The sequence below is a fragment of the Flavobacterium sp. FG19 genome (assembly GCF_057809475.1).
Genome location: NZ_JBMDKA010000011.1, coordinates 70299 through 95834 on the forward strand (window position 1 = coordinate 70299; position 25536 = coordinate 95834).

The following is a 25536-nucleotide window of genomic DNA, read 5'->3' on the forward strand; positions in this document are numbered from 1 at the left end:
TTCAATTTCTATCTTTGTTTCCAGTAAAAAATCTATAATTTTAAAAAACAAACCACTGTCATAGTCCAGCTGATGCATACAAATATTCAAAATAAAACCACCGGAAAGAATTTTTTCTATAAATACTATAGAGTGATAGTTATTCCGGTGGTTTTTTTCGTTTATCTGTCTTCGTATTATTTTATGAATCCGTATCGTGACCTTCAGGAAATTTCGTCGCTGCTTTTAGACTGGAGCTTTGATATGTTTATTATCCTGGTGTATTGTGCTGTTCTTACAGAGCTGAGCCTTTTTGTAGGACGCAGTTTAAACAGGCTGATACGCTGGGAACATAATCCTATTTTCAGGGCAATAGCGCAGTTTATCTGCCTTATTGCCGGAAATATGGTTTTAAATTATATTTTTTCGCATTTATGGAACTATTTATATCCTGAAACCTGTTTAGAAGAAAACGAACTGCTTATTATCTGGCAGTCTAACCTTATGGCCGTGATATTATCCCTTTTTATCAGTTCGATACATACGGGAATATTCCTGCTCAACAGATGGCGCCTTACTTCAAATGAAGCGGCTGAACTAAAAATCAGAGCTTCGGAACTTCAGGAAGCGGTAACCCGTTCAGAACTGGAATCTTTAAAACTTCAGCTCGATCCGCATTTTATTTTTAATAATTTCAGCACACTTACAGAACTGATTCATGAGGATCAGAAAGCAGCCGCTTCTTTTCTGGAAAACATCACCCGGGTGTACCGTTATATGATTTCCAATTTAAATAAAGATACCATATCGGTAAGAGAGGAAATAGAATTTCTAAATGCCTATTTCTATCTGCTTAAAAAACGACTGGGAGAAAAAATCGATCTGCAGTTAGAGGTCGACAGTGACTGTCTGGATCTTCATTTACCGCCATTAACACTGCAGCTGCTTGTAGAAAATGCGGTTAAGCATAACATGGCAACACTGTCCAGTCCGTTGGTGATTTCTATTTATTCTGAAGGGAATCACATTATTGTTAAAAACAATCTGCAGCCTACCTCAGGAAAAACGTTGGTTTCAACAGGTGTAGGACGTAAAAATATTGAGTTTCGTTATAAAATATTGTTTAACGAAAAACCTGTTTTTTCACAATCACTGGAAAGTTTTACAGTACGTTTACCATTAATAGAGAGAGTATGAGGATTTTAATTGTTGAAGATGAGAGTATTAATGCCAGCCGTTTAAAAAGACTTCTGGAAGAACTGGAACCCAATTGTGAGATTCTGGATATTATTGATACGGTAGAAGGAACCGTAAAATGGCTTAAGTCGAATCCGAAACCCGATTTGATTACGATGGATATCCGTCTGGCCGACGGGATTAGCTTTTCTGTTTTTGAAGAAATCAAAATTACAAGCCCGGTTATTTTTACCACGGCTTATGATGAATATGCTATAAGAGCTTTTAAGGTCAACAGTATTGATTATCTGATGAAACCTATAGATAAAAGCGAACTGGAATTTGCGCTCCAGAAATTTAAAAGCCTGTCTAAAAGCGACAGTTACAATGATATTGCCGGAATCCTGAAAGGTTTTGTTAATAAACCTACGTTCCGTCTTCGTTTTCTGGTTACCTATCGCGACGGTTACAAAAGCGTCAATGTAACCGATATTGATTTTATTTATTCAGAATTCAAAACAACCAATCTGGTTTTAAAATCCGGTATGGTAATTCCAATTCCGCAGACTATGGAAGAACTGGAACAGGAACTGGATCCGGATGTTTTCTTTCGTGCCAACCGCCAGTTTTTTATTCGCGCCGAAAGTATAAAATCGATAGCCAATTATTTCAATGCCAAACTTAAAATCCTGCTCAAATCAGATGCCGACCGTGAAGTGATTATCAGTCGGGAAAAAGCGCCGTTTTTCAAGCAGTGGATGGACAGGTGAGTTTTTTTTAAAAGATGCTGAGATTCTGAGGTACTAAGGTGCTAAGGTTTTTTTAGATGCTTATTTCCAGGATTATTTTTCTTTGCTGTTTATCTTTAAATAGAATATTTCTTAAACAATGATATTTGTATTCGTAATAGTTTAGGAATACTGCTCGTTCCCTTTTTTTCATAAAAATTATAACATTAAACTTTTGTTTTGGTTTAAAACTAAAACTTAGTGCCTTTGTGCCTTTGCGGCATTATCATACCCCCTTCGTTTCAGTATCAAAAAATTACGTTTGGGTAAATTTGTCCCGGTTTTAAGGTGTTTTACGCTGTTATTTTGCCGTCCAAATTAGACGAATTCATTAAAGTGAAACAAAATGACAAAACAAATTTTCCAAAACTATAAAACACTCGGTAAGGCAGTCGTTTTATTGATTATAACCAGTTTTACATCCTGTGGTAAAAGTGGAGCCGATGCAGGTGCTTTTGCAGCCCCGAAACCGGAAGTAGACTTTTTTCAGGCTGAATCCGTAACCGGACAGGTAGAAAAAAAGTACCCGGGAACTGTTGAAGGATCTGTGAATGTAGATATAAAAGCACAGGTTTCCGGTTACCTTGAAGCTATTTATGTAAAAGAAGGGGACTATGTTAACAAAGGCCAATCCCTGTTTAAAATAAAAGGGGATGTATATGCCGAACAGGTAAATAACAGCCGTGCCGCATACAAAAGTGCACAGGCTAATCTGGCCAATGCCAAACTTGAAGTAGAAAAAATCAAACCACTTGTAGAAGGAAAAGTTTTTTCGGACATGCAGTTAAAAACCGCTCAGGCCAATTATGAAGCGGCTCTTGCACAGGTGGCACAAGCCAAAGCGGCGCTCGGGTCTTCACAGTTAAATGCTGATTTCTCTTTAATAAAAGCTCCGGTAAGCGGTTATATCAGCCGTATCCCTAATCGTATCGGAAACCTGGTTACTCCAACAGATGCTGTACCGCTGACAGTTCTTTCGGATATTAATACCGTTTTTGTGTATTTTTCTTTAACAGAAGCGGATTATCTTACTTTTTCCAAAGAATCAAAATCCAACCAGACCGTTAGTCTGATTATGGCGGATGACAGCATGTATGACCAAAAAGGAACACTGGAAGTGGCCAGTGGTAATATCGACCGCACTACAGGAACGATTTCTTTAAAAGCGATTTTCTCAAATCCTAAAAAACTGCTGCGTTCCGGAGGTTCTGCCAGAGTGATTTTGAATAACAATATAGCATCTGTTATCACAATTCCTATGGCAAGTGTCAAAGACATTCAGGATAAATTTTTTGTTTTTGTCTTAAAACCAGGAAATAAAGCAGCCATGGTGCCTATTGAAATAGAAGGCAGTTCTGCAACCGATTACTTCGTAAAATCAGGGGTGAAGCCAGGAGATAAAATTGCTTTAAATTCAATTGATGCTCTTTATGATGGTATGGAAGTCGTGCCTAAAATCACTGCAAAAGCAAAAAGCAGTAAATAAATTTTAATATAAAATAACATTTTCCATGTTAAAGAATATAATAGACAGGCCGGTTCTGGCCACCGTTATCTCCATTGTTCTGGTGATATTGGGTATCATAGGTCTTACCAGATTATCTGTTACCCGATTTCCCGATATTTCGCCTCCAACCGTAATGGTAAGCGGTTCGTATCCCGGAGGAAACAGCGAAACCGTGATTCGTTCTGTAGTAACACCGCTGGAAGAACAAATTAACGGAGTTGAAAACATGCAGTACATCAAGTCTACTGCCAGTAATGACGGATCGTTTTCGATCAGTGTAATTTTTAAACAGGGAATCGACCCTGATCAGGCTGCTGTAAACGTACAAAACAGGGTACAGCAGGCTACACCAAAACTGCCTCAGGAAGTAGTTCGTATGGGACTTACGACTTCTAAACAGCAAAACAGTATGATTGTTATTTTCAATCTTTATACGGATGATAACAGTAAATACGATGAATTGTTTTTGCAGAACTATGCGAATATCAATTTAGTTCCGCAGATGAAACGTGTACCGGGAGTGGGGCAGGTTCAGATTTTCGGACAGAAAGATTATTCAATGCGTGTCTGGCTCGATCCGAGAAAAATGGCCAATGCCGGTTTGGTTCCTTCAGATGTAACACAGGCTATTGCTGACCAGAGTCTGGAGTCGGCTCCCGGAAAACTGGGGGAAGAATCTAAAGCCGCTTTAGAATATGTAATTCGTTATAAAGGAAAGAAAAACAAACCCGAACAATATGAAAATATTGTAGTGAAAAATAACGGAGGAAACCTGTTACGTTTAAAAGATGTGGCCAGAATAGAATTTGGTTCTATTTCGTACAGCGGTGACAATAAATCGAACTCATTGAATGCTGTTACGATGGCTATTTTACAGACTTCGGGTTCTAATGCCAATGATATTGAAATTGGGGTAAACAAAGAAGTGGATCGCTTATCAAAGTCATTTCCTCCCGGAGTGAAATACGTCAATGTAATGAGTACCAAAGAAAGACTGGATGAAGCCACCGGACAGGTAAAATCGACCCTGATGGAAGCTTTTATTCTGGTATTTATAGTGGTATTTATATTCCTGCAGGACATTCGTTCAACGATTATTCCGGCTATTGCCGTTCCGGTGGCCATTGTAGGTACGTTTTTCTTCCTGCTCGTATTTGGTTTTACGATAAACATTTTAACCCTTTTCGCCTTAGTATTGGCGATTGGTATTGTGGTCGATGATGCGATTGTGGTGGTGGAAGCTGTACATAGTAAAATGGAAGAAGACAGCAGTTTAACAGCCAAAGAAGCTACTCACGGTGCTATGGCTGAAATTACAGGAGCCGTTATTTCGATTACTTTAGTAATGTCAGCTGTATTTATCCCGATTGGTTTTATGACCGGATCTTCGGGTATTTTCTATAAGCAGTTTGCTTATACACTGGCTATTGCTATTATTATTTCGGCGGTGAACGCTCTTACCTTAACTCCGGCTTTGTGCGCACTTCTTTTAAAGAATGTCCATAACGGAGAACATGGAGTTGAACATAAAACCGGTTTTAAAGAACGTTTTTTCATTGGTTTTAATACCAGTTTCAATAATCTAACAGGACGATACATTAAAGGGGTCCGTTTTTTAATTGGCCGAAAATGGCTGGCAGCAGGTTTGGTTACCGGAATTAGTGCCCTGGCAGTGTGGATGATGATGTCGACTCCCAAAAGTTTTGTTCCGCTGGAAGATGACGGTTTTATGCTTTACAGTTTATCAATGCCTCCGGGAACAGCACTGGACCGTACAACCGCAGTAGTAAAAAGAATGGAGAAAATAATTGCTACCGAAGAATCTGTAGCTGTAAATACCAGTATTACCGGATTTAATATTTTGAGTAACAGTGCCAGTACCGCTTACGGATTAGGATTTATAAAGTTAAAACCAAAGAAGGAAAGAGGTGCTGTAAAAGACATTGATGAAATTCTAAACCGCATTAACGGAAAATTAGCGTCAATTAAAGAAGGTTCGATTATGGTGCTCAGAATGCCGCCCGTTGAAGGATTTGGGGTTACCAGCGGTGCCGAAATCGTACTTCAGGACAGAACAGCAAAAGATCCTGCTGTTTTAAAAGCCATGGCCGATAAAGTAATCGGGCAGATAATGCAGCAGCCGGGCGTACAATATGCTTATACGACTTTCAGAGCCGATTATCCACAGCTGGAACTGGAAGTCGACGAAGAAAAGGCCAGACAGATGGGCGTAAACATGCGTGAACTTTTAAGTAATATCCAGACTTATTTTGCCGGAGACCAGTCAGCTGATTTTACCCGATTTGGTAAGTTCTACAGGGTAAATGTAAAAGCCGATGGGGTTTTCAGAATGGATCAGGATGCTTTTAATGAAATATTTGTCCGAAACGCCAATATGGAAATGGTACCGGTAAAGTCTTTTGTAAAACTGCATAAAGTTTACGGACCGGAATCGGTGAACCGTTACAATCTGTATAATTCGGTTAATATTACGGCAGTAGCATTACCGGGATTCAGTAACGGACAGATTATGGGGAATCTGGAAACGGTTTTAAATAAACTTCCGTCTGATTACAGTTACGAATGGACCGGATTAAGTCTGGAGGAAAAATCCGGAGGAAACCAGACGATTGCCATTTTTGGTTTATGTCTGTTGTTTGTATTCTTTTTACTGGCAGCACAATATGAAAGTTATTTACTGCCGCTGGCGGTTTTACTTTCAATTCCCACCGGAATTTTAGGGGCTTTTGCCGGAATTAAAGCGGTGGGTCTGGATAACAACATTTACGTTCAGGTAGGATTAATTATGCTTGTGGGGCTTTTGGCAAAAAATGCCATTCTTATTGTAGAGTTTGCTTTGCAGAGACGTAACGCAGGATTGTCTATTGCCGAAGCGGCCCTGGAAGGAGCCAAGTCAAGATTACGTCCTATTATCATGACTTCGCTGGCCTTTATTGTAGGGATGATTCCGTTGATGTTTGCCTCCGGGGGAACAGCAGTAGGAAACCGCTCGATTAGTGTGAGTGCTTCTATTGGAATGCTCAGCGGCGTTATTCTGGGCGTTTTTGTAATTCCGCTGCTTTTCATTGTATTTCAGTATTTACAGGAAAAAGTATCCCGAAAGAAAACGGTCCTTCAAACTATAAAAGAATAATAATGAAATTACTATATAAAATTGGAATAACGGTATTTTCGGGTATGATTTTAACATCGTGCGTAGTGGGAAAAAAATATGCCCGCACCGAATTAAATGCTCCAGAGCAGTACCGTGAAGAATTAACAGCTACAGGAGATACTATTTTGCACTCCTGGAAAAATTATTACAAAGACCCGCTTTTAGCAGATCTGATCGAAAAAGCCCTCGTTAAAAACAATGAGGTGCTCATTGCAGTTAAAAGTATGGAACAGCTGGATCTGAATTACAAACAGGCCAAATTGTCCCTGCTGCCAACACTGGATTTTGATGCCGCGGCGAGCCGTTCGTATTTATCAAAGAATTCCTTAAACGGTTCTTTAAGCGCCCAGTTTACCAGTAAAGATTATATGGACGATTACAGCGCTAATCTGCGTATGTCCTGGGAAGTGGATATCTGGGGAAAAGCTGCCCTGCAGAAACGGGATGCCAAAGCCGCTTATTTTGCACAGAAAGAAAACCTGTCGGCTTTAAAAACCCGTATTATTGTTCAGGTAGCACAGTCGTATTATACGCTTTTAGGTTTAGACGAACAGCTTAAAATTGCTGAGAAAAATATTGAACTGAGCGATAATACACTGAATATGATGAAGCTGCAGTACAATTCAGGCTCCATTAGTTCGCTGGCCGTAAACCAGACCGAAGCGCAGAAAAAAACAGCAGAATTACTGGTGCCTATGGCAAAAGCTAATATTGCTGTTCAGGAAAATGCCCTGCGGATTTTATGCGGCGAATATCCGGACAGTATCGCCCGTGCGGGAAGTCTGGATGTAGAAGCTTTTAATTATGAACTGCCGGCAGGAATCCCTGCAGCACTTTTAAGCCGAAGACCGGATGTAAAAGCAAGTGAATATGCAGTTATGTCGGCTACAGCCAAAGCCGGACTGGCCAAAGCAACTATGTATCCTGCATTGAGTCTGAATCCGTCAATTGGAATTAACTCTTTTGAATTTGATACCTGGTTCAATTTTCCCGGTTCTGTTACTAAGAATATAGCCGCTAATCTCGCACAGCCTATTTTTAGAAAAAAAGCACTTCGCACGGCTTATGAAGTGGCAGTTATCGAACAGGAAAAAGCAGTGGTACAGTTCAAACAGTCTTTTATTACAGCCGTAGGCGAAGTTTCAGATGCAATGTCAAAACTGAAATATGCCGATGAAAGAATTAAACTGGCGGAAGAAAAAGCGCTTTCTCTGGAGAAAGCCACTTCTGATGCTTCTCTTTTATACAAAAGTGGTATGGCTACTTATCTTGAAGTTATTGCCGCCCAGAATAGTGCACTGCAGAACGATCTGGAGGTGGTGACCATCAAAATAGAAAAATTAAACGCAGCGGTTACTTTGTATCGGGCTCTCGGGGGCGGAGCAGAGTAGTCTGTAATGTTATAGAATCCATCATTTCTGTTCAGGCAGTCAATGATGGATTTTTTTTATTGTTTATAAAATATGGAGAAAGTTGTTTTTACCCGTTTGGAACTTTACAATTTGGTCTGGAAGTTTCCTATTATACAGATAGCCAAACATTACGAGATTTCGAGTATGTCGATAAAAAGCGCCTGTACCAAAATGGAAATCCCGCTTCCGGAAAGCAAACACTGGTTTAAAGTTAATTATGCCAGAAAAAGTGCCCCTAAACTTTCAGGCGATTATAAAGGAGGAAACGAGATTGGAATCTGGAAAAAAACCTATGAGATGCATAGTCGTAAAACGTCGAGATTAACACCTTTACTGGAACTGGTAAAAAGTATTGAAAACGATCAAAAAGCGCCTTTAAACGTTTCCAAAAGATTAAATAATCCGCATGACATTATATTTGAAGTACAGCGTTATTGGGAAAGCAGCGAACCTGATAAAAATATACAGGGCGTTTCTAATGAAGTACTTAATCTGAATGTGGAAAAGAAAAATATACCGAGAGCCTTACGCTTCATGGATGCATTGATTAAACTTTTAGAATACAGGGGGCACCAGTTTGAGAAAAGTGGTGACGGCACAGCGGTTGTTTATATCAATAAAGAAATTGAAATCGAAATTTCGCTGCGGGAAGCTTTAAAAAGGATTCCTCCCAAAAATTCAAAGGAAAGTGCTGATTATGTTTATACAGGGGAATTTATATTACAGATCCGGAAAGATTCTTATAAAAAGGAATGGAAAGACGGAAAGATTTCTCTGGAAGAAAGTCTGGCGCAGATTACGGCCAAACTGGAACTAATGGGACAGGAGGAAAAACAATGGAAAGAGTCTTTTGAAATAAAAAAGGTATGAAAAAGCCTTTAGTCCTGTTTGCAGGAGCTAAAGGCTTTCGTAATAAATATTTTAACCAAAAATATTAATTAACCGTTACTCTGTAAGCAGTAAGGGTACTATCTTCGCCTCTTCTGAACCTCATTCTGTTATAAGTTCCTGCCGGCGTTCCTGCCGGAACTTTTAATACCGCTTTATAAGTAGTAGTACTTACCACTTCTACAGGAAGAATCACAGAGCTGTTAGCACTGCTGTACATTTCTACAGAAGTGATAGTGTTTAGTAAAGCTCCGCGTACTTCAAAGGTTTCTCCCGCGTTTTTAACGGTCGGTGAGCCTACTAACTCCGCTTTGAAATTTTGAGGTTCTATCACTTCAATTTTAAAACGGTTCTCCACATCTAAATTCTGAAGTGTATAGATTCCGTTTTTGATGCGCAGATCATAAGTTCCTGTTGGTACATTTTCCGGAACAATAAAATAAATACCGTAATCTGTGTATGCAGTCCCGTTAGCTGTTAAAGTACCTTGTGAGCCGCCCATATAGACAATTTCAGTATCGTATTCTGTTTTCTGATCTGAGGCAGCTACTAAATAAGCTCTTGTATTTTCAATGCTCAGCCATAAATTACTAATTGATCCTGTACTTCCGGCAAGACCTATGTTTACTAATCTTTGTAAGTATCCTTTTTGATACGTTTCAGGATAAGCGATCCAGGCGGTTGGTTCCTGTTGTCTGAAATCTATTTTAAGTGTATATTTTTTGGTAGTACCGGCTTTAGAAGTAACCGTATATTCGGCACCGTCTTTAAAAGCGATTTCAGTACCGGATGCCGGAGAAATGACCGCTTCGGTACCCAGAACGATTTCCGGTTTTACAGTTTCAGGAAGGGTTTTGTCTGTACTCCAGGTAAAAACAATAGTTTCATCGGTTATACTGGCACTTACTGAGTTATTCTCGTCGTCTTTAACGGTAAAAGATTCAATCTGGGTGTAACCCGGAACCTGAACTACATCGCCCGGAATGGTATTTACCTTGTCAATATATTCAGTATCGCAGGAAAAAAATACCAGTGATAAGAAAAGTACCACAGTATTGTAAAAAAAGATACTGATATCATTTTTTTTAGTCATGATTGTATTAATTATTTGATTCTTAAATGATTTTATTTTGTTAATTTTGCCATTCATTGTTAATGGTCTTTTATATTTTTTAAAATGCCTGTATTTGCAATGCCAGCGGTACTTAAAAAAGCCGTTCGATAGTCATGGGGTAATGATATGTTACTGGTTTATGCAGAGATCGCCTGTCAGCTTTACTGCTCACCTTTAATTATTTCGTGATCCCATGTTCTTTTTTACATTGTTAATACTTATTTTACCTGAGTCCAGTTGTAACTAATTGTACTGCTTGAAGTTCCTGGAGTAACTGCTGTTACTTTTACTAAATAAACTTCTGTAGCGGTTGATGGATTAGTAACAGACTGAGAATTAGTACCTGTTGTTTTCCAGATCACAATTGCTTTTGCAGGAGTCATAACGTGAGTAGTGATATTGTATGAGTAATATCCTAATCCGTAGCTAGATCCTGAGATAGTTCCGTTGTATCCTACAACATTGTATGGATCAGATGTTGGAGCTGTTCCAACATTAGCAGCTGCATTTTTAACAGCAATACTGCCTTTCCAAAGATCCCATTCGCCACAGGCTGCATCTAAATCGATAGTACCTACATACCATTGAGCAGTATTTCCTGCAGGACGCAAGGAAGCACCGTAGATTCCTTCCCACTGTACGTTTACACCACCAATGGCAGCCGCTACCGGAGTCCAGTTAGTGTCAACAGAAGAAGGCGCCTGCCATCTGTTTACCGTTACAGTTGTTGAAGTAGAAGTACAAAGAGCAAGTGCTTTTTTTGTAGAACCATTGGAAACTTGTTGTTCCTGAGCCTGAGCTTGTGTATCAGCAGTTTGATCGTCAGAGCTGCAAGAAGTAATTGTAATAGCAGCCAATGCTATAAATGATAAGATTATTTTTTTCATAATATATATTTAATAGATTAATTTGGCTTCTTAGGTTACCCTTGCACTAAAATACAGGCATTTTTATTTTTTTTATTTTGTAATTCGGATTGGATATTGCATCGTAACCGAAAGATTATAACTTTCCATTTTGATCCAGTAATCAGTATCTGGTTCTAAAGTCAAAGGATTATTAGCCGTGTCTCCAAACACATACATAGCCGAGAAACTAAAGATATCCAGTCCGTCATTATATTGCTGCATCTGCCATTTTTTATTACCCTGTGCATCTACAACAAATACTTTTGTGACTTCGTAAGACGGAAGGAAGTTATCTCCTGTTACGGTTAAGGAACCTGTAGAGGCGAGTGTATAAGTATTGGTTGGAGTAGACAACTCTCTTAAAACAAGTTCCGGCTGCTGTATTACAATTGAAACGGTGTAAACCGCTGTTGTTCCATCGGCTGCTTTTGTCGTATAGGTTAAAGGAGTTTCGCTAAAAACTGGCAGTAACTCAGTAGCAGCAGGTGTTATAGTGGTTTTTTCCGGCAGTGTTATAGCAGTTTCCAGGTATTCATATTCATAAAAAGAAGGCAGATAGACTGTAATTGTTTTGTCGACATTATTAACAGCACTGTAAATGGCAAGCTCTTCTCCTGGATTGGTTACCTTAAAAGAAATGATTCGTCTGGCATCCAGATCAGTAATAATTTCGGTTACCGGATCTCCTTTTACGTCGGTCCATCTTTCTTCTTCACTGTCACATGATGTTAAAAGACCTGCCAGTGTAAAAGCGGTTAAAAACAAAGGCGTTTTTAGTTTGGAAATTTTAGTATTCATTTTTGGATTGGTATAGGTTATTTAATTTCAAATTTGGTGCTTCCTGCCGGTACCATCACATAATCAAAAGTGTAGTACATATGAGGAGTGTCTTTAAACCATTCTGTCGGGGTATATACATCTTTATAAACCGAGATCATTTTGATTTTGGCATAATTTCCGTTTGCGGTTTTCAGAATTATGGTTCTGGCTGGTATTGTCGTGCCGTTTTTGATTGTAAGCGGTTCTCCCAGTGCATACGCTACGTGGGCTTTTTGCGGGTTGGTTCCGTCAGTTACTACCACGCCGTCAAAATCATATAAATACCAGCCCGTTCCGTTTCCAAAGGAACCGGCGTCATCAGTACCAATAAGGTCAATTCCTGTTTTAAACTGACTGTCGGCCGGAATGTCCACAACATCATCAAAATGCTGGGCTACAATAGTAATACCGCCTTTTCCGCCCGCCAGATATCCGTTGTTCTGACTGTTGCTTCCGTTGTTTCCGGATAAAAAGCTGGCATAAAGTCCGCCAAAAGCCAGATCCCATTTACGTGTTTTTTTATACGAGCCGTCCATAGGTTTATTTTCTTCAAGACTGTAATATAAGGTTGCCGAAGGGGCAGTTGGGTTATCATCGGAAGTACTTCCCTGATAGTTCTTTACATGAATTACTTTGTTGAACAGATCAGTAGAAGGAACTTCTGTTTCCGGTTCTTCAGTTTCGGGCTCTGCCGGACTGTTGTCATCAGAAGAGCAGGCTGCTGTTAGTACAGCAATAAACAGAAACGCCAGTAATTTGTTTGGGATTCTTTGTGTTATGGTTTTGAGTTTTTTCATGGGATATATTAATTTGTGCTTATATTTTTGCTTCCGTCATTTTGTACAAAATACCTGAAAGTGAAATAAGGTGCCGGCCAGTTAAGATCAGTTACAGCAGGCGGGTTTCCTTTGTAGGCATTGATCAGCTGCAGCTTGGCATATTTACCGTCCGGCAGCCTGACAGCATAAGTACGGGCAGGGATAGACTGCATAATGTGTGTGCTTAAGCTGTAATAAAACCAGCCCGTGGAACTTTCAGAAGAAGCCCAGCCAATTTTAGTGATTTCGCTGTTGTTAAACTCCGTATCAGAAGGAGCCTGATGTACATTCTGATAAAGATCATTGATCATAATAACGGCTGTATTACCGGCAGGCCCTTCGTAACCGGGATTGTATTGGTATTTGGCATTGTTTACATAAATTTCACTGTTATAAGGTCCTGTAAAAGCAATATCCCAGTCTGCGGTTTTCATGTATTGTAAAGAATCAGCTTTGGTATGCAGCCATATTTGTTTTTTGTCGCTGAAACGAAATAGAAAAGTATGAAAACCTCTTTGCGTTTTTCCGTCTGTTCCTTCCCCCATAGACGCTCCTGTATCTCCCGCAAGATCTGTTATTACAGTGCTTTTTCCATCTTCAAGAGAGGAATTGTTGTCTTCTTCATTACTGCTGCAGGAAACCAAAACGGCGGCCGTCAGGAACAATGCAGCTTTTCTTATTGTTTGAATTGTTATCATTTTGTTTGTTATTGGTTTTTAAAGAAACGATAGCTTACACCTGCGAGCAGTATTCTTCCGGGCTGCCCGGGCATCAGCGGATCAGTGTAATCAAAAATATTATCGGCTGTAAAACGAATACTGAGATAATCCCTGAGCAGTTTTTTCTCAATACCCAGATTTGTAAGCCAGTAGTTTTTTACGAATATGTCATATTTATCAATAAACTGGTTCCCGTTACGGTCTCCAAAAGGATATTTGCCTCTGAAGTTGATTCTGGCATTGACACTGAGTTTCCAGGGCTCATAATTGTAGAAGACTGCCGTATTGGCCATATGACGGGAACGATTTTCAATTCCCCAGTAATCAGACGGACGCGGTTTGTATGAATTTCCGGTTGCCGGATCGTGTATGTTCTGGCTGTAAGGCCATTTTCCGGAACTTATACTGTCTTTGATACTTAAATCTTTAGCAATCAGAAACTGATACCCGGCACTTATTTCCAGATTCTTTAACGGACTTAGTTTTAATCCCAGTTCGAAGCCTTTATTAACAGCCTGAGGCAGGTTTTGATAGGTATAAATAATCTGATTATTGGTACCCGTTGCTACCTGAATGCTGTTGATCTGATTGGTAATTTTATGATAAAAAGCGTTTGCTTCTATTTTTACAGATTTAGAAGGTTCGACTACAAATCCGGCATTATAAGAAGTGCTTTTCTCAGCCTGTAAATTTCCGGCGGTCTGGTTTAAAACATATTCCCTGATTTCGCTAATCTGACCGTCCTGCTGCATTTGCTCCAGAGTAGGACGCAGTACAGCATTTCCAATCACCATATAGTTGCTGTTGGAATTGTAAAACACTAAGTAATTGGTTTTAAAATCAGGTGCCTTAAAGCCTGTCCCAATTCCTGTTTTAAAGGTTAGTTTAGGCGTTATAAAATATTGTAAACCAAAACTTGGGTTTAATTTTCCTCCAAAATTATTGGTGTAATCATAGCGTAACCCTCCAATTGCCTTTATTTTTTCAAAAGGAGTCCATTCACCCTGTACGTAGGCAAAAGCGGTTTCTAAGGTATTGGCACCCGTTAACGCATCATCATTCATGTTTTCAAGACTTCCGCCAAAACCGCCTACGAGATTATACGAGTTTGTACTGCTGTAGGAGAATTGCTGTTCAAAACGGTGTAAGGTCTGTTTAAAAACATCCTGACTGGCCGTATTGTTTGTCTGCTGCCAGGCCACACTCATATCGGCTGTATAATAGGTAAGGTAATATCGGGTGTTACTTCTTAGATTGGTATTGAAACGATGATCGAAAGAAACGGAAAGATTCAGATCCTGTTCGTCCTGATTGTCACCGGAAATGTTTCCTAAACCAAAATCTTTCTGCATGAACGAACGTCGTAAACCATATCGTCCGCTTAAGTTCAGATAACTGTTTTCAGTAACCTGATAACGTGATCTTCCCTGAAGGCTGTAATTGTCATAGGGTGGGGAAGTGGTTCCTGTAATGTATTTGGAATTGGTATTATAACCGTCTGTTCTGTAATAGTTGGCCGCAAAGTTTGCCGTACCTTTATTTTGTAAATAAGGAGTTTCGCCTTCTAAAGTGGCATCTATAATATTGAGGGAACCATAGCTGATGCCGGCCTGAAGCTGCGGATCGATTACGCCATGTCTGGTGATAATGTTAATAGTACCGCCAAGTGCTTCACTTCCGTATAAGCTCGAAGAAGCGCCTTTGATGATCTCGATACGTTCTATATTGGAAACACTGATGCGCGAAAGGTCAAAGTTTCCATTGTTTCGGCCTACCATGGGCTGTCCGTCTATGAGAACCATAATGTATTCGCTGCCAAAACCCTGCATTTGTACACCAACCGATCTTGCTCCGCCGCTGATATTATTTACAATCGCAATTCCGGTTTGTTCCTTTAAAACTTCATCAAGTCTTCGGCTGCCCATAAGTTCTATGGTTTTACGGTCTATTACCGTTACCGGCATAGCGCTGTATTGTGCTTTGATAAGATTTTCGGGATTATTTGAGGCAGTACTGCGGCTTATTACACTCACTTCCTGGAGATCTACGCCAGCCTCCATTTGTATATGCAGCGGTTTAATGGTTTTTCCATTAACAGAGACAGTATGTATATAATCCTTAAACCCCATATTCGTAATTGTAATGGTATATGTTCCATGGGATAAACCGGAAAATGAAAAAGAACCATTTTGGTCTGTTAAAGAAGTTCTGCCTGAGGGTTCTAATCTTACCAGTGCCTGTGCAATTGGGTTTTCAGAATGATAGACTAAACCTTTGATCGTATTGTTATCCTGGGCTTGTACAAAATGGATGTATAATAAGACAAAACCTGCAATAATTCTCTTTTTTGTCTGACAGTAAATGCTTTTATTTTTCATTGTGGTATTTTATCCGCTGTCTTTTACAATAAGATAATAATTTCTATTCTTATTTAGACTTGGTAAAAATAGTAATTAATATAATAGTAATAGTATTTTTTTTACAGACGGAACTTCTGTAAGAGATTTAGGAAAGAAAAAAATATAATGTAAAGCTTTAGTTTGTTTTATTTAAATATTTAAAAACAAGCTGATTAAGGTTAATTATAGTTCTGTTCCTTAAAATGCTGTTTTAAGAAAAATTTAACAAAAAATAGAATACTTATTTTTTACTAAAACTTCTTTTTTTGAGACAGATTCTGTGATAAATAGTTTCGGTCTAAAGGATTTTTAGAGAAGAAATGAAATATAAAAATAATAACGAGGCAGACTTTAAGTATGCGAGAATGCCTTTATTTCTGCATGGCCTGTTTTCGCATTTCAGCGGGCATTTTTTCTATGGCATAACGCAGAGAGGTACGGGGCATGGTGTCTTTTCGGGATAAAACATAACGGAATACCGCTTTTTGGTTTGCTTCACTTGCCGCTTTCAGCATCCAGCCGTACCCTTTTTGAACCATATCGTCCTTATCTGAGAAAAGAATATCGGCAATTTCAAAAATATCTTTAAGAAAAAGTCCTTTTCGTGCCGGAATGATCAGACTTACTGCCGCCGCCCGTTTAACCCATCGATTGGAAGATTCAGCCCATTTTTTCAGGCTGTTTATATAGTCAGGATATTGCATGATAAAGGTTCCCACGGTATGGTTACAGAAGGTATCACAGGAAGCCCAGTTGCTGATGTACTGATTTACCCATTTTTCAAAAACTGCAAAATCAGACGGTTCGTATTTTTTATGGAGATAATAAGACCAGTTAGCTGCAATGTATGCTTCATCCTGGTATCCTGATTTCCAAAGCTCTTCACACAATTCAAAAATTTCCTGTTTGCTTAGGTTTTTAATTTCCATGAAAGCCATTTTTCCAATTTTACCCACATCAGCCGTTTTTACGCCATAGGTTTTTACTTCTTCTTTAAAGAAACGGGCATACGATAGTTTTGTTTTTTCATCTGAACAATCACTCAGTGTCTGACGAATATCGGTAATAATTTCATTTTTCATCTCTAAAGATTTTTAAATCAGTAACAAAAAGGATTTCTATGGATTTTACCCGGAAATATACTGCTATTTTAGTAGTTTTCAGTTATAAAGCCCGGTATTTTGAAAACAGAGAAGCTGTAAATAGCAAAGTTTTAATTCTGTTATTAGTTGGTGTAAACAAAAAAACTTCTTTACAGAGGGCATTTTTTCAATAAAATACTTAATGTTATTGATTTTTGATACTTCCGGGTTTCAAATTGTATTTTAAGATTTTAATTAAATAACTTTGCAGGTATCTGCTTTTTTCTGTAGTCAGCCGTGAAGGGTATGCGTATAAGCCGATAGAATTTTTTTAGCAAAACAAATGAGTAATCAAGATTTTCCAATACCACACAATGAGCTGGAACGTTTAGCGGCATTAAAACGTTATAATGTTCTGGACACACTTCCCGATGATGCTTTTGATGATGCCACCAAACTGGTTTCGTATATCTGCGGTGTACCAATCGCGCATATTTCGTTTATAGATGAGAGCCGTCAGTGGTTTAAGTCGGAAATAGGAATAGGAGTAAGAGAAGTACCTCGTGAAATTTCTTTCTGTCAGTATACCATTATGGAATCCAATATGGTAGAAATTAACGATACGTTTTTGAATGAGCGTTTTAAAGATGACCCTAATGTTACAGGAGGTTTTAAAATACGGTTTTATGCCGGAATTCCGCTTACTACGCCCGATGGTTACAATATAGGGACTTTATGTGCGCTGGATCATGTGGTGAAAGAACTAAACGAAAATCAGCGAAATGCACTTTCTATTGTAGCCAAACACGTGATTAACCAGCTGGAACTGGGTACCAAAAACATTCAGCTCGATGCTCAGAAGAGAATAGCAGAAAAAGCCATACTGGCCAAAGACAGTTTTCTGGCCAATATGAGCCACGAAATCAGGACTCCGCTAAATGCGATAATTGGTTTTACCGACTTACTGGCACAAACGAAACTGGATAATGTACAGCGTGATTATATCGATAGTGTTCAGATAGCGGGAGAAAACCTTTTACTGATTATTAATGATATTCTCGACCTTTCTAAAATAGAATCAGGTAATTTAACCATTGAATCAGAAGTTTTTAATCTGCAGAAAACACTTAAACACGTTTACAATTTACTAAAGGTGAAAGTGCCTTCTGCGGTCGAATTTAATCTTTTTCTGGATGCTGATCTGCCTGAAATGGTCATAGGCGATCAGGGAAGGCTTAATCAGATATTAGTCAATCTTATAGGCAATGCGCTTAAGTTTACAGAAGAAGGCGATGTAACGGTTGCTGTAAAAAAAGTGGATGAAACAGAAGACCATTATTCTTTAAAATTTTCTATTAAAGATTCCGGTATTGGAATCAACGAAAAGAAACTCAAAACGATCTTTAACCGATTTACGCAGGCAGAAGACAGTACTACCCGAAAATTTGGCGGTACCGGACTGGGATTAAGTATCGTAAAACAGTTAATCGAGTTACAGCATTCAGAAATACATGTAAAGAGTAAAGAGGGACGGGGTTCTGAATTTTTCTTTACCATTACATACAGAAAAACAGATTATACCGAAACCGTTTCTGAAGTTATGGACGGAGACAGTCTGGGAAGGCTTAAAGTTTTGCTTTGTGAAGACAATGTGCTGAACCAAAAACTGGCAAGAAGTGTTATTGAGAATTTTGGTTTTGAACTGGATATTGCTGATAACGGAGAAGCAGGAATAGAGCTTTTATCACAAAAGGAATATGATTTGGTACTGATGGATCTTCAGATGCCGGTTAAAGACGGTTACCAGACGACTCAGTTTATCAGAAATGAAATGAATTCGACGATTCCTATTATAGCCATGACAGCCCATTCGCTTATGGGTGAACAGGAACGCTGTTACGATGTGGGGATGGACGGTTATGTACCAAAACCATTTAAGCAGACCGTTCTTCTGGAAGCGATTCGAACGGTAATGAATAAAGAAAACAGACCCGTACGCAGACGAAAAGTGGATTTGTCTTTTATTGATGAAATGGCCTGCGGCGATGAAAACTTCAGACAGGATATGATTAATCTTTTTATAGAAAGGATTCCAAATGAAGCCGATCAGCTCGAAGATGCTTTTAAAAACAACGATACAGAAGCGGTCAGGAAAATGGCTCACAATATGCGTTCCAGTTTAGACTTGTTTATGCTGGGGGATCTTAGCAACGGTCTGGCGGTTATGGAACAGGAAGCAGCGGAGGGAAAATTTACTGCCGAATCTGCCGACAGAATGAATATCATACATTGTGGAATAATTGAAGTAGTTAAATGTTTAAAGGAGCTATGATAAAAGAGAAATAAATTCTAGCTTTACGATAATTAGGCATATTTTTAAAGAAAAAATGCTCCAAAGACAAATATTGAACCAATGAGAATAGTTTTAGCCGAAGATAATGAGATCCTACGCAAATCATTATCTTTCTTCTTAGAGTCTAAAGGATATACAGTTGACCAGTTTTCCGATGGTAAAGATGCACTGGATGCCATCAAAACAAATAATTATGATCTGATCCTTACAGATATCAACATGCCCGGCATAAGCGGAATGGAAATTACGCAGTATGTAAGGCATAATATTAATACAGATATTCCGATAATTATACTTACCTCTTCAGGTGTAGAGCAGATTGAACTGGACTCATTTGACATTGGCGCTAACGAGTTTATTGCCAAACCGGTCAGTCCCGCTGTGCTTTTAGTGAGAATTAATAAATTGCTAAACAAACGTGTCTGATGAAATTTATATATTATTCCGTTCTTCTGCTGTTTATTTCGACGGCTGTTACGGCACAGGAGATTACTTTTGATGAAACACTGGTCACTGTAAAAAGTGAGGTTGAAAAGGGCAGTTATGATAAAGCATTGTCATTAATCGAACCTTTATGTAAAAAATATCCGGAGAATGAGGATATAAAAATTTATGCAGGACGAATTTACAGCTGGAAAAAAGATTATAAAAAAGCGGTAGAAATCCTGTCGCCAATAGCAGACAGAATCAATCCGGATCAGGATGCCCTGCTGGCACTTATTAATACCTATTACTGGTGGGAACAATACGAAAAATGTGTATTGTATTGTGACAAGTACCTGGTAAAAGACCCGAATTCTATTGATGTTTTAAAGATAAAAGTAACCTGTCTTGAAAAACTCGACCGCGATCAGGAAGCACTCGATATTATCGAAAAAGCATCAGTAACAGAAAACAGTACACAGGCATTTAAAGGAATACGAACACTTCTTGGACGTAAAACCAAAAATGCGGTTTCGGCTTCTTATTTAAACGTTTCCACTTCTAATCCGGGACAAGAACCACTGCATTACGGTTATGTAGAATATTCGCATAAGTTTACCAAATCGGCTTTGGTAGGACGTGCTAATATCGGGCATGTTAACAACGAAACCCAAATGCTTTTTGAGGCTGATTATTATCAGACATTTGCCAAAAAAGATTATTTGTATGTAAATGCAGGAGCCTCAACAGGAGAAACTATTTTTCCGGTGTATAAGGCTGGAGCCGAATATTATTTCAGACCCCAGAAAAGATTTGATTATGCTTTGGGAGCGCGTTATATGCATTTTGAAACCGATGATGTAACCCTGCTTACAGGGCAGATTTCTTATAAAACAGGAAGTAACAGTATTGCCTACAGACCTTATTATGATACCGGGAACCAGTTGTTTTCGCATGTTTTAAGTTTCCAGCATACCAATGAAGAAAAAGAACGTCTTATACGATTTGAACTTCAGTACGGTAATGTTCCTTATTTGTATTTGTATAATAATTTTACCGAACCTTTAAAAGCCTACAGGGCAGGAGTACAATACCAGCACAGGTTTGGTGATTCGTTTTTTGTTCGTCCTGTTTTTTTGTACGAATACGAAGAATATATACCCGGAGAATACAGGAACAGGTTTAATGTTCAGGTGATCCTGACCAAACGATTTTAAGAATGGAGAAACTCTGGGAATATTATAAAGAAGGCAGCTGGGTTGAACCCTTTTTAACGTTTTCGATCTGTTTGTTTGTACTAACCTCCTTTCTGGTGTATCTTTTAATTATTGCAAGCAGAAGTAATAATATCAAAAAAGAAAGACTTCGTATCGAGTACGTTGCTTTTGTGGATAAGCTTATGTTTTCGGTAGTGTTTGAAGATCTTTTGTATAAGACGGCTGTTGAAGATAAAGAATTTGCTGTTTATGCGGCAACAGACTTTTTCAGGGAAGTGATGACAGAATCGATTATCAACCTTCATAAAAATTATGATGGTATTTATGCCGTAAAACTGGAACAGTTTTACAAAGATTCGGCATTGATAAAAGACTCTTTACGAAAACTCAAAAGCCTGAAATGGGATGTAAAATGCAAAGGGATTACCGAATTGGCAGAAATGAACATTGACGACGCTTTTGATACCATTATACATTTTTCAAAAGCCCGCAATAAAACCCTTCAGATTACCGCTATTAATGCCTGTATCAAACTGGCAGGGACAAAAGGTATTGTACATCTTACAGAACATACCAATCCTATTGATGACTGGACACAGGTTAACATAATACATGCTTTTAAAAAACATGATGTAGGCGATACCAAAGGTATTGAGCTTTTGCTGGAATCACAAAATACAACTGTGGTAACCCTTGGTTTAAAATTGATTAAAGAATTGAAACTGACCCAGAAAGTTCCTTATGTAGAACAGCTTGCCGAAAGAGCTTCTAATACCTGGATCAAATACGAGGCGCAGGATGTACTGCAGGCATTAACGGTTTAAACCCATTGGCAGATGAATTTTTTTAATACAGAAGTAACAATTTTTACCCATTTTTATTTAGTTCTTATACTGGCTTATGCCATATTAATTATGTCATCATATTTAATATTGGCCTATCTCTCGGTAAAAGAATTAAGAGCCTATTTAAAAAAGAACAGTTTTGTAGATTATGAAGTACTGCTTACCAGTGAATTTGCTCCAAAATTATCTTTAATTGCCCCTGCCTATAATGAAGGTTTTACAATTGAGGAAAACGTAAAATCACTGCTTTCGCTTAATTACAATCACTATCAGGTAATTGTGGTGAATGACGGAAGCAAGGACAATTCGATGGAGATTTTAATTAAAACCTATGACCTTGTTTTAACAGAACTGGATATTCATCAAAAGATCAAAACCAAAGAAATAAGAGGTATTTATACTTCGAGAAATGCGGCATTTAAAAAATTAATAGTAGTCGACAAAGAAAACGGCGGTAAAGCCGATGCCCTGAATGTAGGGTTAAACATTGCCCAGAATCCCTATGTGGTTTGTATTGATGTGGATTGTATACTCGATAAAGATTCGCTGCTTAAACTGGCGAAACCTTTTCTGGAATCGCACGGTAAGCGTATTATTGCCACAGGCGGCGTAGTGCGAATTGCGAATCAGTGTGTGATTAAAAACGGGCGTTTGGTTGAAGTCAATATTCCGGATGTAATGCTGCCAAGAATACAGGTTTTGGAATATTTAAGAGCTTTTCTTTTGGGCAGAATGGCCTGGGGAAGACTTGACGGTTTATTGCTGATAAGTGGCGCTTTTGGCGCTTTTGATAAAGAAATTGCTTTACTGGCGGGAGGTTATAATACTAAAACGGTAGGTGAAGATATGGAACTTGTAGTACGAATGCGTCGTTATATGCTCGAAAATAAACTGCCGTATACGGTGAGTTATATACCCGATCCGTTATGCTGGACAGAAGCTCCGGAGGATTCTAAAATATTTAAAAAACAGAGAAGCCGCTGGATGAGAGGAACCATTGAAACCCTGAGTTTTCATAAAAAAATGTTCCTGAATCCCAAATATAAATTATTGGGTATGGTAAGTGTACCCTATTGGACTTTGTTTGAATTTCTGGCGCCGGGAATTGAGTTTATAGGACTTGTTATTACCATTGTGTTTCTTATAATCGGACTGCTTAACTGGCATTTTTTCCTTTTACTGCTGCTGTTTGTGTATACTTTTGCGGTGTTCTTTTCGGTTATTGCTTTATACAGCGAAGAGAAAACGTATCATAAATATCCAAAACAGGCCGACTTTTTCAAATTGTTACTGGCCGCATTTATTGAACCTTTTTATTTTCATCCTTTAACGGTTTATTCCGCTTTAATTGGTTATAAAGAAAAAATAACAGGAACCAAAAACTGGGGAGAGATGACCAGAAAAGGCTTTACTAAAAAATAATAATAAAAACCCTGCCTGCTAATAAAAAGAAAATAGGCTGTCTCAAAAGGATAGTCTCTTTGAATAAAAGATACTATTTGCTAAAAAAAACACTATGATAAACCCCAGAGGGGTACAGTATTTATAGAATTTCAATACGAAAATGAAAAAAAGCTCCAAAGGAGCGACATATTATTTGCAATTTACACTATATGTCGCTCCTCTGGAGCTTTATATTGAAAACATTTGCCCTATTTATTCTATAAATAGGGCGCTTCTCCGAAACTTACAAAAAATGAGCAGCCCTTTTGTGAACTGCCCCTTTTCTTTTATTAAATCTTAGGGTATAAACAATACCGTTCCTCCATTGGGTGCCATTTCAATTTCTATTGAAGCAGTTTTTGCTTTTTTTGTATCAAATTTGGATTCCCCGTTTTCTGCATCAGATATAATCGAGATTTCTTTTCCTTTCAGCATAGGTAGATCCAGAGTGAGCTTTTGGACTTTATTTTCACCATTAATAGCAGCTATATACCATTTGTTGTTTTTTCTTCGTGCTATTACACAGTATTTACCCGGATAACCCTCTATAAAACGGGTTTCGTCCCAAACGACAGGTACTTTTTTCACATAATCAAACAAATAAGCCGGTTTTTCTTTTAAGTTTTCAGGAGTAATGCCCCAATGCTGTACAGCCGAGAAAAATACCACAGCAGTTGCCATTTCAAAAGCATCTGTGGTTCTTCGTATACTGCCCTCATTAGGATTTCGGTTCAATCGTTTGTTGAGGAAAACAGGACCAAAATCCATGGCCGCTACGGCATTTCTGGTAAAAGGATAAATCGAGGCTGTTGAAGCATAACGATCACTGAAACCCTGCTGAAAAACCAGATTTTCAGAAGCCAGTACCGCTTCACTCGTCATATAATTAGGATACATACGTTCCCAGCCTCTCGGAAGCGTAGTGCCGTGAAAATTAATATTCAGTCCATAATCGGCAGCATCCATCAGGATGTCATGATACAGTTTCATCGTAGTTTGTTTGTCCCCGCCAAAAAAATCTATTTTTAAGCCTTTTACCCCAATCTGCTGCAGCCACTGCATTTCTTTTATTCGGGCTTCCTGCGTATTCATTTTATCCTTTGGTGTCTGCGGAGCCGAGTTCCAGCTGCCGTTAGAGTTGTACCATAACAGTACATTTACATTTTTAGATTTGGCATATTGTACCAGTTCTGCCATTTTTTCTTTACCAATATTTACATCCCAAAGTGCATCAATTAAGATATATTCGCATTTCAAATCGGCTGCCAGATCAATAAAAGTAACCTGATCGTTGTAATTACAGCTGGCATCCTGCCAAACGATCCAGCTCCAGCTGGCACGCCCTGGATCAAATATTTTATCCGTTGTTTTAAGCGGTTTTACAACATCTGTAGCTGCAGTTGACTCTACAATGGGTTTTAAAGTAGTGCCCACTGTAATGGTTTTCCAGGAAGTCTGCATAGGAAATGGGGCAGAGGCTGTAACCGCGCCTTCACCGTTATTTTCTCCTTCCTGTGGAAAAGTTACCGTATACATTCCGTTGGAATCAGCATCACTTAAACGCGTTCCCGGATAATTTCCGCTGATTCCCGTTTCAGAAATCAGCATCCATCCTTTATTTCCCAAATGAAAAAGCGCCGGATAAGTATAACCCAGTCCGTATTGGGATTTTGTTCCTACAATTTCTTCTCTGGTATATTCTTCTTCGTAGGACGGTTTTGTCTTTTCCCAGCCGCTTAATGGCGGAGCCTGTGGCGTAATAAAAGTTGTAGTTCCCTCTGGAAGCCTGAAACCGGTTATTTCTTTTTCGATTGTGCCATCAGTGTTGTTTGATTTATTCTTAGGAATTAAGTACGAAAAGGAAGCATCCGTATTACTGATTCTAAAAATGATATTCAGGGTATCATGGGCTGTATTAGTAAACACACACTTTAGTTCATTTGCCTTATAATTGACTTTGCTTACTTTGGAACGATTGAGTTCATAGGATTCCTGTATTTTTCTGGTACTGCTTTTTTCGAATTTAAGATCCTTGGTAAAATCTCCGGCAGAACTCAACAGTCCTAAAGGTGACTGAGCTAAGAATTCTTTGTTTTGGTAAAACAAGCTGTAAAAAGCATCTCCGTTAAGAAGTGTAATTTCAATTTTTAGGTTTTTGTCCGGACTTACAGCAGCTGTCACGGATTGTGCCTGAAGCGAATAGGAAAGAAAGAAGCCCAAAAGGCTGATGAAAAAGGATTTCATTGCGGTGTTGTTTTTGGTTTGTTAGTAAAGAAGTGGTTTTTAATGTATAAGTGTAAAAATAACACTATTTTTTAAAGAACAGTTTATGAACCAGAATTTTTATTAGCCAGACAGTATTAATTTATAGCAAAAGGCGGCAGATTAAAGAAGAGGTATCAGACTATAAACAGCATTACAGTACGTTATAGAGAATGGCATTTAAAAACTACGCTTTCCAATATTAAAAA

The 25536-nt window shown here is 38.6% G+C and carries 19 protein-coding genes; 11 read left to right on the forward strand and 8 right to left on the reverse strand.

All coding sequences use genetic code 11. The annotated features are described in order from the left end of the window. The first annotated feature begins 132 nt into the window (after positions 1 to 132). From ACODST_RS12625 to ACODST_RS12650, 6 genes are all read left to right on the forward strand, one after another. The gene (locus ACODST_RS12625) at positions 133 to 1176 is read left to right on the forward strand and encodes a sensor histidine kinase (RefSeq protein WP_488932466.1); all 1044 of its coding nucleotides are present in this window, start codon (positions 133 to 135) and stop codon (positions 1174 to 1176) included. Beyond that, positions 1173 to 1925 (forward strand): LytR/AlgR family response regulator transcription factor, encoded by a 753-nt coding sequence (locus ACODST_RS12630; RefSeq protein WP_488932467.1) that lies wholly within the window; start codon positions 1173 to 1175, stop codon positions 1923 to 1925. The genes ACODST_RS12625 and ACODST_RS12630 overlap by 4 nt, the downstream gene beginning before the upstream one ends. Positions 1926 to 2289: 364 nt before the next feature. Further along, a complete protein-coding gene (locus tag ACODST_RS12635) occupies positions 2290 to 3429 on the forward strand; it encodes an efflux RND transporter periplasmic adaptor subunit (RefSeq protein ID WP_488932468.1) in 1140 nt (379 codons plus the stop codon). A 25-nt stretch (positions 3430 to 3454) separates the two neighbouring features. After that, entirely contained in the window at positions 3455 to 6604 is a 3150-nt protein-coding gene (locus ACODST_RS12640) for an efflux RND transporter permease subunit (RefSeq protein ID WP_488932469.1), read from the forward strand. Between the two features lie 2 nt (positions 6605 to 6606). Beyond that, positions 6607 to 8016 carry an efflux transporter outer membrane subunit gene (locus ACODST_RS12645; protein WP_488932470.1) on the forward strand — a complete coding sequence of 470 codons (1410 nt, stop codon included), beginning with the start codon at positions 6607 to 6609 and terminating at the stop codon, positions 8014 to 8016. 72 nt (positions 8017 to 8088) lie between these two features. Continuing rightward, positions 8089 to 8907 carry a hypothetical protein gene (locus ACODST_RS12650; protein WP_488932471.1) on the forward strand — a complete coding sequence of 273 codons (819 nt, stop codon included), beginning with the start codon at positions 8089 to 8091 and terminating at the stop codon, positions 8905 to 8907. Between the two features lie 64 nt (positions 8908 to 8971). Here the strand turns inward: ACODST_RS12650 and ACODST_RS12655 are convergent, their stop codons facing one another. From ACODST_RS12655 to ACODST_RS12685, 7 genes are all read right to left on the reverse strand, one after another. Beyond that, the gene (locus tag ACODST_RS12655) at positions 8972 to 10018 is read right to left on the reverse strand and encodes a hypothetical protein (RefSeq protein ID WP_488932472.1); all 1047 of its coding nucleotides are present in this window, start codon (positions 10016 to 10018) and stop codon (positions 8972 to 8974) included. 239 nt (positions 10019 to 10257) lie between these two features. After that, a complete protein-coding gene (locus tag ACODST_RS12660) occupies positions 10258 to 10926 on the reverse strand; it encodes a hypothetical protein (RefSeq protein WP_488932473.1) in 669 nt (222 codons plus the stop codon). 72 nt (positions 10927 to 10998) lie between these two features. Then, positions 10999 to 11745 (reverse strand): hypothetical protein, encoded by a 747-nt coding sequence (locus ACODST_RS12665; RefSeq protein WP_488932474.1) that lies wholly within the window; start codon positions 11743 to 11745, stop codon positions 10999 to 11001. Between the two features lie 17 nt (positions 11746 to 11762). Further along, positions 11763 to 12563: an HmuY family protein gene (locus ACODST_RS12670; protein ID WP_488932475.1), complete on the reverse strand. Its 801-nt coding sequence runs from the start codon at positions 12561 to 12563 to the stop codon at positions 11763 to 11765. Positions 12564 to 12571: 8 nt separating this feature from the next. After that, the gene (locus ACODST_RS12675) at positions 12572 to 13282 is read right to left on the reverse strand and encodes an HmuY family protein (protein WP_488932476.1); all 711 of its coding nucleotides are present in this window, start codon (positions 13280 to 13282) and stop codon (positions 12572 to 12574) included. 8 nt (positions 13283 to 13290) lie between these two features. Next, positions 13291 to 15681 carry a TonB-dependent receptor gene (locus ACODST_RS12680; protein ID WP_488932477.1) on the reverse strand — a complete coding sequence of 797 codons (2391 nt, stop codon included), beginning with the start codon at positions 15679 to 15681 and terminating at the stop codon, positions 13291 to 13293. Between the two features lie 392 nt (positions 15682 to 16073). After that, positions 16074 to 16784, reverse strand: a complete 711-nt coding sequence (locus ACODST_RS12685) for a DNA alkylation repair protein (RefSeq protein ID WP_488932478.1) — start codon at positions 16782 to 16784, stop codon at positions 16074 to 16076. Between the two features lie 343 nt (positions 16785 to 17127). Here ACODST_RS12685 and ACODST_RS12690 point away from each other — a divergent pair, with 343 nt between their 5' ends. The 5 genes from ACODST_RS12690 to ACODST_RS12710 all read left to right on the forward strand — a co-directional run bounded on the left by ACODST_RS12690 (position 17128) and on the right by ACODST_RS12710 (position 23044). Next, entirely contained in the window at positions 17128 to 19116 is a 1989-nt protein-coding gene (locus ACODST_RS12690) for a GAF domain-containing hybrid sensor histidine kinase/response regulator (protein ID WP_488932479.1), read from the forward strand. Positions 19117 to 19197: 81 nt separating this feature from the next. Next, complete coding sequence (locus ACODST_RS12695) at positions 19198 to 19563, forward strand: response regulator transcription factor (protein ID WP_488932480.1); 366 nt, start codon at positions 19198 to 19200, stop codon at positions 19561 to 19563. After that, positions 19563 to 20777, forward strand: coding sequence for a YaiO family outer membrane beta-barrel protein (locus tag ACODST_RS12700; protein ID WP_488932481.1), 1215 nt, complete (start codon positions 19563 to 19565; stop codon positions 20775 to 20777). Before ACODST_RS12695 ends, ACODST_RS12700 begins: the two co-directional genes overlap by 1 nt. A gap of 2 nt (positions 20778 to 20779) precedes the next feature. Beyond that, positions 20780 to 21601 (forward strand): hypothetical protein, encoded by an 822-nt coding sequence (locus ACODST_RS12705; RefSeq protein WP_488932482.1) that lies wholly within the window; start codon positions 20780 to 20782, stop codon positions 21599 to 21601. A 12-nt stretch (positions 21602 to 21613) separates the two neighbouring features. Beyond that, the gene (locus ACODST_RS12710; RefSeq protein WP_488932483.1) at positions 21614 to 23044 is read left to right on the forward strand and encodes a glycosyltransferase family 2 protein; all 1431 of its coding nucleotides are present in this window, start codon (positions 21614 to 21616) and stop codon (positions 23042 to 23044) included. Between the two features lie 318 nt (positions 23045 to 23362). On the opposite strand, the gene ACODST_RS12715 is transcribed toward ACODST_RS12710, so the two are convergent. Continuing rightward, on the reverse strand, positions 23363 to 25309 hold the full coding sequence (locus tag ACODST_RS12715; RefSeq protein ID WP_488932484.1) for a glycoside hydrolase family 97 protein: 1947 nt from the start codon (positions 25307 to 25309) through the stop codon (positions 23363 to 23365). Positions 25310 to 25536: the final 227 nt, after the last annotated feature.